At 68.5% G+C, this 14,543-nt stretch carries 15 protein-coding genes; 8 read left to right on the forward strand and 7 right to left on the reverse strand.

Annotated features, from left to right (window positions below):
• Nucleotide 1: 1 nt before the first annotated feature.
• Nucleotides 2-2,245 carry a TonB-dependent siderophore receptor gene (locus tag DIE22_RS32230; protein WP_124499203.1) on the reverse strand — a complete coding sequence of 748 codons (2,244 nt, stop codon included), beginning with the start codon at nt 2,243-2,245 and terminating at the stop codon, nt 2-4.
• Between the two features lie 313 nt (nt 2,246-2,558).
• Here DIE22_RS32230 and DIE22_RS32235 point away from each other — a divergent pair, with 313 nt between their 5' ends.
• A complete protein-coding gene (locus DIE22_RS32235) occupies nt 2,559-2,798 on the forward strand; it encodes a FitA-like ribbon-helix-helix domain-containing protein (RefSeq protein ID WP_124499283.1) in 240 nt (79 codons plus the stop codon).
• Nucleotides 2,795-3,214, forward strand: a complete 420-nt coding sequence (locus tag DIE22_RS32240; protein ID WP_124499202.1) for a type II toxin-antitoxin system VapC family toxin — start codon at nt 2,795-2,797, stop codon at nt 3,212-3,214. Before DIE22_RS32235 ends, DIE22_RS32240 begins: the two co-directional genes overlap by 4 nt.
• 137 nt (nt 3,215-3,351) lie before the next feature.
• Here the strand turns inward: DIE22_RS32240 and DIE22_RS32245 are convergent, their stop codons facing one another.
• Nucleotides 3,352-4,647 (reverse strand): aspartate carbamoyltransferase, encoded by a 1,296-nt coding sequence (locus DIE22_RS32245; RefSeq protein WP_124499201.1) that lies wholly within the window; start codon nt 4,645-4,647, stop codon nt 3,352-3,354.
• Between the two features lie 204 nt (nt 4,648-4,851).
• Here DIE22_RS32245 and DIE22_RS32250 point away from each other — a divergent pair, with 204 nt between their 5' ends.
• Nucleotides 4,852-4,986 carry an entericidin A/B family lipoprotein gene (locus DIE22_RS32250; RefSeq protein ID WP_009688930.1) on the forward strand — a complete coding sequence of 45 codons (135 nt, stop codon included), beginning with the start codon at nt 4,852-4,854 and terminating at the stop codon, nt 4,984-4,986.
• Nucleotides 4,987-5,087: 101 nt separating this feature from the next.
• Here DIE22_RS32250 and DIE22_RS32255 read toward each other — a convergent pair whose 3' ends face one another.
• From DIE22_RS32255 to DIE22_RS32265, 3 genes are all read right to left on the reverse strand, one after another.
• Entirely contained in the window at nt 5,088-5,636 is a 549-nt protein-coding gene (locus tag DIE22_RS32255; RefSeq protein ID WP_124499200.1) for a permease, read from the reverse strand.
• Between the two features lie 125 nt (nt 5,637-5,761).
• Nucleotides 5,762-6,721, reverse strand: coding sequence for a DMT family transporter (locus tag DIE22_RS32260; protein WP_124606957.1), 960 nt, complete (start codon nt 6,719-6,721; stop codon nt 5,762-5,764).
• Between the two features lie 203 nt (nt 6,722-6,924).
• On the reverse strand, nt 6,925-7,719 hold the full coding sequence (locus tag DIE22_RS32265; RefSeq protein WP_124499198.1) for an AraC family transcriptional regulator: 795 nt from the start codon (nt 7,717-7,719) through the stop codon (nt 6,925-6,927).
• A 170-nt stretch (nt 7,720-7,889) separates the two neighbouring features.
• Here DIE22_RS32265 and DIE22_RS32270 point away from each other — a divergent pair, with 170 nt between their 5' ends.
• Nucleotides 7,890-8,723: a molybdenum cofactor biosynthesis F family protein gene (locus DIE22_RS32270; RefSeq protein WP_124606980.1), complete on the forward strand. Its 834-nt coding sequence runs from the start codon at nt 7,890-7,892 to the stop codon at nt 8,721-8,723.
• Complete coding sequence (locus tag DIE22_RS32275) at nt 8,720-9,529, forward strand: SDR family oxidoreductase (RefSeq protein ID WP_124606958.1); 810 nt, start codon at nt 8,720-8,722, stop codon at nt 9,527-9,529. Before DIE22_RS32270 ends, DIE22_RS32275 begins: the two co-directional genes overlap by 4 nt.
• A 99-nt stretch (nt 9,530-9,628) precedes the next feature.
• On the opposite strand, the gene DIE22_RS32280 is transcribed toward DIE22_RS32275, so the two are convergent.
• A complete protein-coding gene (locus tag DIE22_RS32280) occupies nt 9,629-10,306 on the reverse strand; it encodes a dihydrodipicolinate reductase C-terminal domain-containing protein (RefSeq protein WP_124499196.1) in 678 nt (225 codons plus the stop codon).
• 568 nt (nt 10,307-10,874) lie between these two features.
• Here DIE22_RS32280 and DIE22_RS32290 point away from each other — a divergent pair.
• Together DIE22_RS32290 and DIE22_RS32295 are read left to right on the forward strand one after the other, a co-directional pair.
• Entirely contained in the window at nt 10,875-11,588 is a 714-nt protein-coding gene (locus DIE22_RS32290; RefSeq protein ID WP_124499195.1) for an SDR family NAD(P)-dependent oxidoreductase, read from the forward strand.
• Between the two features lie 191 nt (nt 11,589-11,779).
• Nucleotides 11,780-11,977: an oxidoreductase-like domain-containing protein gene (locus DIE22_RS32295; RefSeq protein ID WP_124499281.1), complete on the forward strand. Its 198-nt coding sequence runs from the start codon at nt 11,780-11,782 to the stop codon at nt 11,975-11,977.
• A 75-nt stretch (nt 11,978-12,052) separates the two neighbouring features.
• Here DIE22_RS32295 and DIE22_RS32300 read toward each other — a convergent pair whose 3' ends face one another.
• Nucleotides 12,053-13,504 (reverse strand): MFS transporter, encoded by a 1,452-nt coding sequence (locus DIE22_RS32300; RefSeq protein ID WP_124606959.1) that lies wholly within the window; start codon nt 13,502-13,504, stop codon nt 12,053-12,055.
• A gap of 160 nt (nt 13,505-13,664) precedes the next feature.
• On the opposite strand from DIE22_RS32300, the gene DIE22_RS32305 reads away from it, so the two are divergent.
• Nucleotides 13,665-14,537 carry a LysR family transcriptional regulator gene (locus tag DIE22_RS32305; protein ID WP_059509127.1) on the forward strand — a complete coding sequence of 291 codons (873 nt, stop codon included), beginning with the start codon at nt 13,665-13,667 and terminating at the stop codon, nt 14,535-14,537.
• Nucleotides 14,538-14,543 lie beyond the last annotated feature (6 nt).

Raw genomic sequence — 14,543 nt, forward strand, 5'->3', positions numbered from 1 at the left:
ATCAGTAGCGCGCGTTCAGCGTGACGAACGCGGAGCGGCCCGGCGCGATCGACGCGTAGTGCGACGGATAGGCCTGATCGAAGTACGTGCGATTGAACAGGTTGTTGACGTTCAGCTGCAGGTCGAGCTTCTTGTTGATCCGGTATTGCGCCATGGCATCGAAACGCCAGTACGACGGCACCGCGCGCAGGTTCGCGGGATCGCCGAACACTTCCGACATGTAGAACGCGCCGCCGCCGACGGTGAATTTCGGCGTCACGTCGTAGTTCGACCACATCGTCAGGCTGTGCTTCGGCGTGTTCGGGAACCGGTGGCCGTCGTTCGCGGCGTCCTTGCCGTTGTTGCGCAGCTCGCTCTTCATGTACGTATAGCCGCCGAACACCTGCCACTGCCGGGTGATCTGGCCGGCGACGCCGAGCTCGAGACCTTGCACGCGCTTGTTGCCGACCATCGCGTACTGGTTGTTCGGCAGCGTCACGCGCGCATTCGTCGTGTCGATCTGGAACAGCGCGCCGGTCAGCGACAGCGTGTCGTTCAGCACGTTCCACTTCGTGCCGAGCTCGATGCTGCGATTCTTTTCGGGTGCCATCTGATCGGCATTCGGCCCGACGCCGCCGCGGCCCGGCGTGAGCGACTGCGTTTCGCTGCCTTCGCCGAGCAGCATGCCGGCCGGCGTCGACGACGTCGCATACGACGCGTAGATGCTGCCGTTCCGCGCGGGCTTGAACACGAGGCCGGCCTGCCAGTTGAAGAGCGTGTCGTCGCGCGTGTAGGTCTTGCCGCCGTTCGCGCGGGTGTCGGTGAAGCGGGTCGAGTAGTCGTCGACGCGCACACCGGCGTTCACCTGCCAGCGCGGCGTGAGCTCGATCGTGTCGAAACCGTAGATCGACTGGGTCGTGGTGCGCGCATGCGCATAGTCGTTGTTGCGCGTGACGGAACCGGCCCACGGGTCGTTCGGGTTCGGCGACCACAGGCTCGTGCAGTTGTAGCCCGACGGCGCGCCGATGCCTTTCCGGCAGATCGTGCCCTTGTCGGTCGCGACCGTGTACGAATCGCGCTTGCCCCATTCGCGCGACAGCTCGATGCCGGTCGTGAAGCCGTGCTTGAACGGGCCGGTGCGGAATTCGCCGAACAGTTCGGTCAGGTTCGCGAGACTGTTGATCGAGCTGTTGCGGTTGTTGTTGCGGCGCCAGACCTTGCCGTTGACCACGTTGCCCTGGCTGTCGTCCGGCTGCGTCCAGATATAGTCCTGCGTCGATTCCGTGTAGCGCGTGGTGTTGCGCACCGTCAGCCCCGGCGTGATGTCGTGCTCGATCTTGATCGTGCTGATGTCCGACGTGGTCTTGCGGAAGTCGCGGTCGATCAGGCCGTAGAAGTTGTGGCGGTCGACGGGCGCCGGATAGATCGTGTCGACGTTCGCAGGCTTGTTCGACGTCGTGTAGAAGTACGGAATGCCGCCGTCGGGCATGTCGTCGGTCGACAGGTGGTAATAGCTCGCGGTCACGCGCGTCGGCGTGCCGAGGCCGAACGCGATCGACGGCGCGACGCCCCAGCGCTCGTTGTTGACGGCGTCGCGGCCGGCGACGTCGTTGTTGTGGCTCATCAGGTTCAGGCGGAACGCGGCGTGATCGGCGAACTGCCAGTTGCCGTCGGCGGTGAAGCGGCGGTAGCGGTCGGTGCCGAGGCCCGCGCTCGCGGCGGCCGTTGTGCCGAGGTGCGGTGCTTTCGTGATCAGGTTGATGCTGCCGCCCGCGCCGCCGCGGCCGCCGTACGCGCCATCGGAGCCCTTGGTGATCTCGACGCGCTCGGTGTTGAAGATCTCGCGCGTGGTCGCGCCCGTGTCGCGCATCCCGTCGACGAACATGCTGCCCTGCGTGTCGTAGCCGCGGATGAACGGGCGATCGCCGAGCGGGTTGCCGCCTTCGCCGGCGCCGAACGTGATGCCGGGCACGGTGCGCAGCGCTTCGGTCAGCGTCGCCGCGCCGCTGTTCCGGATCAGCTCCTGCGGGATCACGGTCACCGACTTCGGCGTGTCGACGAGCGGCGCGGTGAATTTCGCGGATGCGGAAAAGTCGGCCTTGTAGCTGTGCTCGGTCTTGCCCTGGATCTCGATCGGCGCGAGATGGCCCTCGGTGCCGACCGGGGCGGGCGGCGGCGTGCCGTCGGCGAACGCAGGGCTCGCGGCGAGCACGCTGCACAGGGTGGTGAATTTGCCGAGCTTCAACTCTTCAGGACGGGACTTCATGGTGCGCTTCGACCTCGCGGTGTGGCCCCGGAAACGGCGCGCCACGGAAATGTGCACGCCGCCGGGAATTATTACGATTTGTTTTCAGGCGGCATTCTATGTAATTTATTCGCGAATGAGAAGCGTTCTTGTTAGCGTTTGCGAGGAGAATGTTGACGAATGTTGCGGAGGCTTCAGAGGCTTGCGTGGCGGGGAGAATGGCCGAGTATGAAGGCCTTGTCGAGCCGGCTACAGTAGTCGAGTCTTCACTCGTCCAAACTGACAGCAAGGTGATAGGATGCATGCATTGAAAGCAATTGTGGCGGGGTGCATCATGCCTGTGATTACCGTTCGAAATTTGCCCGACGAAGTGCATCGCGCGCTCCGGATCCGTGCGGCGCAACACGGCCGCAGTACCGAAGCCGAGGTGCGCGAGATCCTGGAGCAGGCGGTCCGGCCCGGCGGCCGGCCCAGGCTTGGAACGCTGCTGGCTGAAATCGGGCGGGAGGCGGGAGGATTCGATTTCGAGATGCCTCGTGACCGGGCGTCAACCGATCCGATGAGCTTCGAATGATCCTGGTCGATACCAACGTCATTTCCGAGCCGCTGCGGCGCGAGCCGAGCCAGGCCGTGATCGAATGGCTCGACGCGCAGAACGTCGAGACGCTGTTTCTTGCGGCGATCAGTCTCGCGGAAATGCGCTTCGGCGTGGCCGCTCTGCCGGAAGGGCGACGGCGGGACTGGCTGCACCAAAGCATCGAGCAGCGCGTCGTGCCGCTGTTTCGCGGTCGAATCCTGCCGTTCGACGATGCCGCCACCAAAGCGTACGCGGGGCTTCGCGCGAAGGCCCGCGCTACGGGCAACGCGATGGCGTCTGCCGATGGCTTTATCGCCGCAACCGCCGCGGCAAACGGCTTGATCGTGGCCACACGCGACGTCGCGCCGTTCGAGGCGGCCGGCCTGCGCGTGATCGATCCGTGGGCCCGGTAATACCTGTCGGATTGCCCTGCGTCACCCGCGCCGAAAATGAAAACGCGCCGTGCGAGGCGGCGCGTCGTGCGTGACGTCAGCGTGCGCGGCCCTCGAACAAAAGTGTTCAAGTGCAGCCGCGCGGCACCGGATGCGGGTCAATCAATCCCGTGAAACACCGCATCCTCCGGCCCGAGGTACGCCGGCGGGCGCCACGTCGCGTCGCGCATCGAATGCTGGACGAGGTTCTCGACGCCGAGCAGCACCGCGAAGATTGCCATCCGCACCGGAATGCCGTTGTCGGTCTGCCGGAAGATCGCGAGGCGCGGATCGCGGTTCAGGTCGACCGACAGGTCGTTCGCGCCGGGCCGGCTGTCGCGCGGCAGCGGGTGCATGATCAGCGTGTCGGGCTTGCAGGCGGAATCGACGAGTGCCTGGTTGATCTGGAAATCCGGCGTGTACCCTTCGAACGACTCGTCGGTGAAGCGCTCCTTCTGGATCCGCGTCGCATAGACGACGTCCGCGCCGCGCAGCCCGGCCGCGAGGTCGTTCGTCTGCTCGATCACATGGCCGTTCGTCGCGATCTGGTCGATGATGTACGCCGGCATTTCGAGCGTCGGCGGCGACACGAGCGTGAACTTCAGCCCGCGGTACAGCGCGAGCAGCTTGACGAGCGAGTGCACGGTGCGGCCGTATTTCAGGTCGCCGACGAGCGCGATATGTGCGCCGTCGACGATCTTGCCGAGCCGCGAGAACTCGCGCTGGATCGTATAGAGATCGAGCAGTGCCTGGCTCGGGTGTTCGCCCGGGCCGTCGCCGCCGTTGATCACCGGCAGGTTGGTCGCGCGCGCGAATTCGGCCACCGAGCCTTTCTCGGGGTGGCGGATCACGAGCGCGTCGACATAGCCGGCCATCACGCGGCTCGTGTCGTAGATCGATTCGCCCTTGGCCATCGACGAGAACGTGAAGCCGGTCGTGTCGCACACCGAGCCGCCGAGCCGGCAGAAGGCCGCGCCGAACGACACGCGGGTGCGCGTGCTCGCCTCGAAGAACAGGTTGCCGAGCACGGCGCCTTCGAGCACGCGCGAGATCTTGTGGCGGCGCGCGATCGGCTGCATCACGTCGGCGACGCGGAACAGCGCCTCGACCGAATCCCGCGAGAACTGGTCCACCGAGATCAGCTGCGGCTTGCCTTCGAACAGGAATTGCTTCGCGAGCCCCTGTTTGTCTACGCTTTGCGTATAGTCCCCGCCGTCCGGTGCCGCGCGTTCGACGATTTCCGACACGAACCGCTCGACGATCTCGGGCATGCCGCGCGATTCCTGCGAGTCGTCCGGCAATAGCCAGGTGTCCAGCGCGCGGCGGCTCACGCCGATGCGGTTCGCGAACGTTTCGCGGGTCATGTTCAGGCGGCGCATCGCGTCGCGCAGGAAGGCTTGCTGGGGAACGGTCATCGGCGGCACCCTGGTGGAAAATATACGCGGTGCGTATATTAGTTCGCGTGCTGACGAAGTCAAGGAAAATCTGTTCGACCGGCTGTGTGGCGCGCGGCGGTCGTCTCCGTATAATCAGGTCAGGCCCCGTGTCCTGCGCGCCGCAGGGCGCCCCGCCTCATCCGATTCGCCCGGTCGGGCTTGTTGATTCGAAGGAGAGTGAGAATGACGCGTACGATTGCTGCAATGCTGCTGGTGGTGACCGCCGCGCTCGCCGGTTGCAATACCGTTGCCGGCATGGGGCAGGACATTTCGAAGGGTGGCCAGGCAATCAGCGATACGGCTGAGAAGGCCAAGTAAGAAGCTGCCGGATTCCGGAATGCAGAAGGCGCCGGCCTGCCCCGCGATTGCGGGGCGGCCCGGCGCCTTTTTTCGTGGTCGCGGTGAACGTGGAGGCGGCGTCAGGCGCTTTCCACGAATGCGTAACGGCCTTCGACCTTGCGCGGCGTGAACCAGCCGAAGTCGGGGAACAGCCGGTTGCGGACGAACCACACGTAGCCCACCAGGATGACCGTCACCCCGAGGCTCGGCAGTGCCGACGACGGATCGTGGCCGAGATCGGCGATGGTCTTCGGCAGTTGCAGCAGCGACAGGATGATGAACGCGTGATACGCGCCGACGCGATGGGTCGCGAAGCCCCAGATGAACAGCAGCGACAGCGGCACCGTCAGTGCGAGGAACAGCAGCGAGGCGCCTCTGCTGAGTCCGTCCGCCAGGAGGAGATAGGCGAGCCAGACGCTGATCGCCAGTTGCGCGATGCCGAGCCCGATCAGGATCCGGGTGTGCACCTTGTTCTTTCTGCACAGCTCGGGGTCGGGGTGCGACGCGATCAGGCGCGCGAGCACGCGATCCTTGAGGCCCTGCCCGGCCAGCTCGGCCAGCACGTCGGCTTTCCTCGCGCCCGCGGACAGCAGCGCCGCGATTCTTGTCTTGGCTTCCTTCTTGTTCATGGCGATGCGGTTTATTGTTCGGTGGTGGTCAAATGGCCCGGCCACGCGAATATTGCATCTTGCGCGACGATACGCAACGGTTTTGCCGCGCGTGGACACATTCCTGCAGTCGTCGCTCGCGCGGATCAATCGGCAGCGGCCGATGTGGATGCCGCCGACCGCGTCGGCAGCCTCGACTGCGCGTCTGCTTCGCTTGCCGGTGGTTCACGTCGCCGCGTCGCGCCCACCCCCATCCCCGCGACGACGAGCGCGATGCCGAGCAGCCGCGTGCCGCCCAGCGTCTCGCCGAACAGCGCGACGGCGAACAGCACGGCCGTGACTGGCGCGACCGCCGTGAACAGCGCGGCTTCGGTGCCGCTCGTGCGTGCCGAACCCGCATACCAGCACAGGTAGCCGAGCACGGTCGGCACCAGTGCGTAGTACGCGATCGCCGACATCGCGCCGACGGTCCAGCCGGTCGTCAGTGCGTGCCATTCGAACGCGGCCGGCACCAGCGCGAGCATGAAGCCAAGACCCGACATCGCCGTCGACAGCACGAGCGGCGGCAGCGGCGCCGCCAGCCGCCGGTTGAGCAGGATGAACACGGCCTCGCATGCGACGGCTGCCAGCACCAGCGCGTCGCCGGCGAGCGTCCGCAGCGACGGCATCGCCTGGCCGGGTGCGAACGTGACGAACAGCACGCCGGCGGTGGCAAGCGCGGCCGCGCTCCAGTCACGCGGCGTCTGCGGCTCGCGCAGCACGACCGCCGCGATCAGCGTCGACATCGCCGGCAGCGTGCCGAGCATCACACCGGCGTCGACCGGCGACGACAGCGCCGTGCCGCTGATCAGCAGCACCGTATAGCCGACCCCGCCCGCCGCGGCCTGGACGACCAACAGCACGGCGTCGCGCGCGGAGATCCGCGGCCATCGCATTCGCTGCGCACGCATCAGCGCGTACAGCAACGGGGTGGCGATCAGGAAGCGCAGCGCGGTGGCCGCGAACGGCGGCAGGCCGTCGGCCGCGAGGCGGCTCGCGATGACGGTGCTGCCGACGCCCGCCATCGCGGCGGCGAGATAGAGATAGCCGATCAGTCGTGTCTTCATGCGCCGCATCATCGCGTGCCGCGGCGTGGGCGTCTTGAACGAAATTGCAGCGGTGAAGGCGAGTGGAACGGGCGCGTGGCAGGGTGCGCGTCCGATATTTTCCGGATGGCTGCAAGCGCCGCCGGCAAGAGCCGCCGATACCGAACGGCAACGATCGGCGTCGTCGAGCCCGCGGCCGCTGCGCGGTGGCCGGGAAGCCCGCGTCAGCCGGCCTGCGTGAATCGTCCCGGCGTGATGCCGAACTGGCGTGCGAACGCGCGCGTGAGGTGGCTCTGGTCGGCAAAACCGGCTTCGGCCGCGGCATCCGCGATCGGCCGGCCGCTCGCGAGCAGTGCACGCGCCAGTCGAGTGCGCGACTGCAGCAGATACGCGTGCGGCGTGATGCCGAGTTCGCGCGCGAACCCGCGCAGCAACTGGAAGCGGCTCACGCCGCTCAGGCCGGCGAGTTCGGCCAGCGAAACGGGTGTGGCGGGTGCTGCATCGAGCCGCTCGCGGGCCACGCGGATCGCCGGTGCGACGCCCGCGGCCGGCAGCGCGCGGTTCGAATGCCGCGCAAGCAGTGCGGCGACCAGCGTCACGAGCGCTTCGTCGCGCGCGAGCGGCAGCGTGTCTCCTGCGACGATCCGTGCATGCAACCGGCCGAAGGCGGCGGCGAGCCGCGCGTCGCGCACGGCCGGATGCGCGAGTTCGACACCATCGAGGCCTTCTTCCGCCGCGACGCACGCGACCAGCGCGGGCGCGAGGTACAGCATCCGCCAGCGCCGGCCCGTGCCTGCATCGAGCGGCATGCCGTCGTGCATCTCGCCCGGATTGACCATGATCGCGTCGCCGGCCAGCGCGTCGACCTGCCCGCGGCCGCTCCACGACCGGTGTGCGCCGCTGACGATCACGCCGATCCCGAATTCGTCGTGCGCATGCCGCGGAAACGTGCGATCGGACTCGAGGCTGATCGCCTCGATCCCTTCATCGGTCCGTCGGTAATGGGTGACACGGTGCATGAGCGCTCCTCGCGCCGGCAGCGGCGCGGATCACGTGCACTTTAGCGCGTTCCGGCGCCGCGCGCCCTTCATCCTTTTGGCCGATACCGCGCGGCGCACGCAGCCCGCACCATGTGCGCATGAGCAGCGTACACGGCCCGCCGGGCCTGAAGCTGCGCGGGAGACGGCAGGTGGAACGACAGGATCCGGTATTCATCCAGGTAGGCGCGCTCGCGGACGGCTTCGCGCCGGACGCGCACATCCTCGCGCCCGTGAACGCGCTCGTCGGGCAGTCACTGGCCCTCGGCGATGCAGCGGGCGCGTGGCGCGTCTATACGTTCGAGGCGGACGCGCTGCAATGGCGCGACGCGGCGGCCGACACGGGCGGCCGTGCGCCGTGCCGTGTCACGCGGCTGCGCGACGACCTGTACTTCGTCGACTACATCGACCCGGTGGCGCGCGCGACGTCGGTCAGCCTCGTGATCGACGTCGGCAACGGCGTGTGGACGTCGGTGGTCGGCACGCTGCCGACCGAAGCCGATACGCATGTCGACGCGTTCACACGCGTCGCGCGCGGGTTGCCGCTGACGGGCGTCGACGCGACGTTCCGGCACGGCACGCTCGGCGGTCATGCGCAGCCGGGCCCGCTGCACGGGCTCACGCGCGAACTGATCGGCAAGCGGACGATGTATCGCTACAGCCCGACCGAATGCTACGAGCACATCTACCTGAACGCGCACTTCTACGCGTGGCAATGCCTGCAGGGCGTCGAAGGCGGGCTGGCGGACGTGGACCGCTGCCATTACTTCAGGATTGCAGAGCAACTGTATCTGTTCGTGTGGCGCGAGAAGGTGGTGCCGACGCTCGGCGTCGTGCTGATCGACCTCGCGCAACGCAAGACGGACGGCAAGATCTTCGGTTATCAGGGCGGCGATTTCGGCACGCTGTCGAACTTCCCGATCGGCGCGCATGCGCAGGTGCTGAACGAAACCGTGCATCCGCTCGGCGGCGAGGCGCAGCGATGAACGCCATGCTCGGCAGCGGCCGCCTGCGTGCGGATTTCAGCGGACGTGTCGTGCTGGTCACGGGCGCCGCGCAGGGGATCGGCGCGGCGATCGCGCGCCGTTTCGCGCAATCCGGTGCGTTCGTCGCGCTCGCCGATCTCAACGGCGATGCGGCTGACGCGCAGGCGGACGCGCTCGCCAGCGCGGGCGGCGAGGCGCGCGCGTATCGTGCCGACGCCGCGAGCCGCGACGAACTCGTCGCGCTCGTCGCGGCGGTCGAGCGAGACAGCGGCCGGCTCGACGTCGTCGTTCACAACGCCGCGTACTTCCCGCTGACCCCGTTTGCGCGGATCGACGAGCCGACGCTCGAGCGCACGTTGTCGGTCAACCTGTCGGCGCTGTTCTGGCTTGCCCAGGCTGCGTTGCCGGCATTCGAGCGAGCGGGGGCCGGGCGGCTGCTCGTCACGTCGTCGGTGACCGGGCCGCGCGTCGTCTATCCGGGGCTCGCGCACTACGCGGCGTCGAAGGCCGGCGTGAACGGCTTCATTCGTGCGGCGGCGCTCGAACTCGCACGCCGCAACGTGACGGTCAACGGCGTCGAGCCGGGGATGATCCGCACGCCGGCAGCCGGCAATCTCGGCGATGCGTCGGTCGCCGCACGGATCGCGCGCGATATCCCGCTCGCGCGGATGGGCGAGCCGGAGGACATCGCGAACGCGATGCTGTTTCTCGCGTCGGCTGATGCGGCGTATATCACCGGGCAGACGATCGTCGTCGACGGCGGTGCGACGTTGCCGGAGAGCGGGGCCGTGCCGGGCGACGGGTAACGCGAGCGTCGCCGATGGCGCGATTGCGACCGTCGGGCGTGCCGGACGGCGCGTCGGCGGCCGGCACGCGCACCGTCGCGTCTACAGCACCTACAGCACCTACAGCCAGCCGTTGTGGATGAACTCGACGATCGAGTACCGGCGAGGTTCGAGTTCGTGCTGCCGGACGGCCTCGACGATCCGCGACACGCCGTCCGCGTAAGGCGACGCGCCGTACACGCGGGATTCGAACTGCAGGCTGCAGGCGCCATCCTCGATGCGGATCCGGTGGAACGCATGGCGGCCGAGCTGATCGTCGGGAATCTGCAGGGCGTCGCGCTGCTCGCCGGGGTCGCGCACGGAGCGGATGTCGTGCGCCGGCACGCCGAGCGACTGGCCGATGCCGACCGCGGTGCCGGGCACGGACGTCTTGCTGGCCTGGTGCGACTCCGTCACGCTGATCTGGCAGTCGCGAAACAGATGGCCGCTGGTTTCCAGCATGCTCATGAACTTGAGCATCAGGATGTTCGTATTCGGACAGAGCACGACGGGGAAGTCGTGCGATCCGGTCTCGACGTCGGAGCCGGTGGACAACTCGACGAGCGGCGAACCCGTTGCGCGGCAGAATTCGATCACGGCGGGCAGCTCGCGGCCGGATCCGGCGTGCACGACGATCGAACGGGCGTCGATGCGTGCATGGTCCGACCAGGCCATCACGCGACAGGTTGCCGGGTCGAGCCGGTGCGAGCCGAGCAGTTCGGTTGCCAGCTTGCCGGTGCCAACGACGAGTACTTGCATGGGATAGACGGGTTGAGTTCGGGTTTCGTGACGAAAACGGCGCAGGCCGATCGAGGGCGCGGCGGCGAGCGCGATGCACCGCGCGGCGTGCCGTGTCGCGCATTATGCCGGGCCGCCCGCCAGTGCGCGCAGTCGTGCCCCACAGGCGCGGCACCGGCGTATCAGCTCGCCGACGTGGTCGGCACCCACGCATGCGTCGTGTTCTTCGCCGCGAACTGTTTCGCGATCGGGTGCGCGAGACGGTCCGTATCCGATGCCACCGTGTCGTGCTTCGCTTCCGAGGCGCGTGCAGGCCGGCGCCGACCGTCGCCGTCACGACGTGTCCCGCCACCGCGCCCACCCCCGCGGTGTCCACCATGCCGGGCAAATGGCCGCTGTTCGCGCTGGCGCGGCTCGTGTTCATCGGCCAGGTGTTCTGCTACTGCCGGTATCACCACGCGTCACCGCGCGCACGGAAGCGTGAACGGCGCTACGCTGTCGAAACGCCGGCCGGACCTACCCGCGTCGCGGCCGGCATCGACCCTGAACCACACATCAACCACCCCCCTCGACCCAGGAGAGCACATCGATGGAACACGACCTGAAAGGCAAGGCAGTCGCGATCACCGGCGGATTCGGCCATCTCGGCGCCGCCACGGCTGCCTGGCTCGGCCAGCGCGGTGCCCGCGTCGCGCTGATCGGCCGCGGCGCGGCGCCGGACGCGCAGGCGTTGCCCGGCGTGCCGGCCGATGCGCTGCGCATCGGCGGCATCGACCTTGTCGATCCGCAGGCGGCCGTGCGTGCGCTTGACACCGTGCATCGCGAATTCGGCCGGGTCGACGCGCTGCTGAACATCGCGGGCGCGTTCGCGTGGCAGACGATCGCCGACGGCGATGCGGCCACGTGGGACCGCATGTACGAACTGAACGTGAAGACGGCGCTGAACGCGTCGAAGGCCGCGCTGCCGTACCTGGTGGCGAGCCCGGCCGGCCGCATCGTCAACATCGGCGCGGGTGCGGCGTTCAAGGCCGGCGCGGGCATGGGCGCGTATGCGGCCGCGAAGGCGGGCGTCGCGCGGCTTACCGAGGCGCTGGCGGCGGAACTGCTCGATCGCGGCGTGACCGTGAACGCGTTGCTGCCGAGCATCATCGACACGCCGCCGAACCGCGCGGACATGCCCGATGCGGATTTCTCGCGCTGGGTCCGGCCCGAACAGCTCGCGGCGACGATCGGGTTCCTGCTGTCGGCCGACGCGCAGGCGATCACCGGCGCGTCGATTCCGGTGAGCGGCCGCGTGGCGTAGGGGGCAGGCTATCGCACGCGAGTACGACGTCAGGGCATGCGAAATCGCGCGCGCGGAATGTCCGCGATCGCCGCGATTTCGCTCAGCCGATCGGGGCGGCAGATGCGGATGCACGGCTCCGTGAACGCGCGTGCCTGCGGGGCGCCGATCATCACCGTATACTGTTCGTTCGACATCGTGTGACTGAAGACGTGACCAAGCCTGCCTCTGCGGATACGCCTGACGATGATCCGCGTCCGACCCCGCCCGAACAACCCGAACTGGAAGACTGCTGCAACAGCGGCTGCTCGCCGTGCGTTTTCGACCTGTACGACGAGGCGCTGGCGCGTTATCGCGTCGAACTGGCCGAATGGGAAGCGCGGCACGCGCAACTCAAGCATCACTCGTGAGCCCGATGCCGGCGAGCGGTCGCGCATGCGCCGTTTCCATGTCGCTGCCGGCGATGGGTCCCGAACACGGCGCCGTCACGCGCCGGCCCGCGCCCGCCGATGCATCGGCCCCAGCGCGGCCGACAACGCGACGCACACGAGCAGCACGATCGTCAGCGCCCACATCGCCGTCCTGAACCCCTGCACGTAGTCGAGCGCACCCGGCTGCGCGCCGAGCCGTGCGAAGAACAGCCCGCCGAGCGTCGCCGCGCCGACGGCCGCGCCGATCTGCAGCATCGCGGTGACCATGCCGGACGCGACCCCGGCGCGCGCCGCGTCGACTTCCGCCAGCACGATCCGCACGACCGACGGCAGCACGAGCCCTTGCCCGATGCCGATCGCCGCGATCCCCGCATGGAAACCCGGGCCCGGCGCGTGCTCCCCGGCCAGTGCGGCGGCGGTCGCGACGCCGGCGGCGAGCATCGCGAAGCCGAGCGTGAGCACGCGATAGCCGCCGAACTGCTCGACGAGGCGCGGCATCAGCAGCGGGCTCGCGAGGAAGCCGATGCCGAGCGGCAGGATCGCGAGCCCCGACGCGAGCGGCGACCAGTTCAGGCAGCCCTGCAGATAGATCCCGTAGCTCAGGAAGAACGCGCTCAGCATGTAGAACAGGAACGCGAGCGTGAGCCCGAGCGCGACGACCGGGTTGTGCAGCAGGCGCACGTCGAGCAGCGGATCGCGGCCGCCGGCGAGCCGGCGCGCTTCGACCGCCAGCAGCGCGCCGAGCATCGGCAGCGCGCCGACGACGCACGCGACCATCCACAGCGGCCAGCCCGCCTCCCGCCCGTGCGTGAGCGGATAGATGAGCATCAGCAGGAACAGCGACAGCAGCACCATGCCGGGCACGTCGATGCGCTGGCCGCGCGGCGGCCGGCTTTCCGGGATGAAGCGCCAGCTGCCGAGCAGCGCGAGGATGCCGATCGGCACATTGACCAGGAAGATCGCACGCCAGCCGAGCCCGAACGGATGCAGGCTGATCAGTGCGCCGCCGCCGAGCTGACCGATCACGGCCGCGAGGCCGAACACGAAACCGTAGAAGCCCATCACGCGCACCTGCTCCTGCGGGCTGAACACGCTGCGGATTGTCGCGAGCACCTGCGGCGCAAGGATCGCGGCGAACAGGCCCTGCAGCACGCGGCCGCCGACCAGCACCGCGCCGCTGCCGGCGAGCCCGCACAGCGCCGAGGCGACGACGAAGCCGGCCATCCCGATCATGAACATCCGCTTGCGGCCGTACAGGTCGCCCAGGCGCCCGCCGGTGATCTGCACGACCGCGTTCGCGCACGCGTAGGCCGACACGACGAGCTGCAGTTCGGCCGGATGCGCACCGATGCCGTCGCGGATGGCCGGCAGCGCGAGATTCACGATGAAGTAGTCGAGCGGCGGCAGAATGGCGCCGACCAGCAGGACCACGAGCGCCCAGCCGTGATGGCTGCGCGGCGGTGCCGCGGCGGCCGGCGCGCAAGGGACGAGGGTGTTGTCGGTCATGAACGGAGGTCCGGAAGAATGAGGGCCGCAACGCATGCTGAATCCGGTCGAAACGGGTTCAGGCGGGCCGTTGAACCGATATTCTGCGGATCGTCGATGAATCGGAAAAGCGGGAATTGGTGGTAGCATCAATCGGGTTACTCGATGGATGGAGGGGGCGATGCGCGGTTTCGACCTGGATCAATTACGCACGTTCGCGGCGGTGGCGGATGCGGGCAGCCTTACGGCGGCCGCGCCGCTGCTGCATCTGTCACAGTCGACGGTCAGCGAGCAGGTGCGCAAGCTCGAATCGCGCGCCGGCGTGCCGCTGTTCGTGCGCAGCAAGCGCGGCGTCGAGCCGACGCCGGCCGGCGCGCGCCTGCTGCAGCACGCGCGGCGCATCGTCGCGCTGAACGAGGCCGCGTTCGACGAAGTGCGCGGACAGGCGATCAAGGGCGAGTTGCGCGTCGCGATCACCGACTACTACCGGACGCATGAAGTCGCGGGCCTGCTCGCGCGGCTGCGGGAGTGCTACCCGCAACTGAGCCTGCACGTGAGCGCGATGAAGAGCGCGGAGATCGAAGCCGCCCACGCGCGCGGGCAGATCGATCTCGGTGTGGTGATGAACCTGTCGAGCGGCCCGTTCCGGCCGGCGTCGGCCGATACGCGCTGGGTGCTGCGGCGCGAGCCGCTGTCGTGGGTCGCGTCGCCCGCGCTCGCCGAGCAACTGCCCGAGCCGTTGCCGCTCGTGCTGCTGCCGGACGACTGCATGATGCATCAGATCGCGGTGCGCTCGCTGGACGAGCAGCACGCGCCGTACGTGCTCGTGCACAGCGCGTCGGGTGTCGCGGGGCTGCAGTCGATGCTCGCGGCGGGGCTCGGCGTCGGCTGCCTGTGCGCGTCGGCGATCGGCGAGGGCCTCGTGCGGCTCGGCGCGAAATACCGGCTGCCGGCGCTGCCCGACGCGGTGTTCTCGCTGACGCCGCCGATGCCGGGCGAACGCGAGACGGTCACGCAGGCGCGCGAGGTGCTGTCGCGGCAGTTGCTGATGTGAAGCGAG

The organism is Burkholderia sp. Bp9142 (genome assembly GCF_003853415.1).
GTDB lineage: Bacteria > Pseudomonadota > Gammaproteobacteria > Burkholderiales > Burkholderiaceae > Burkholderia.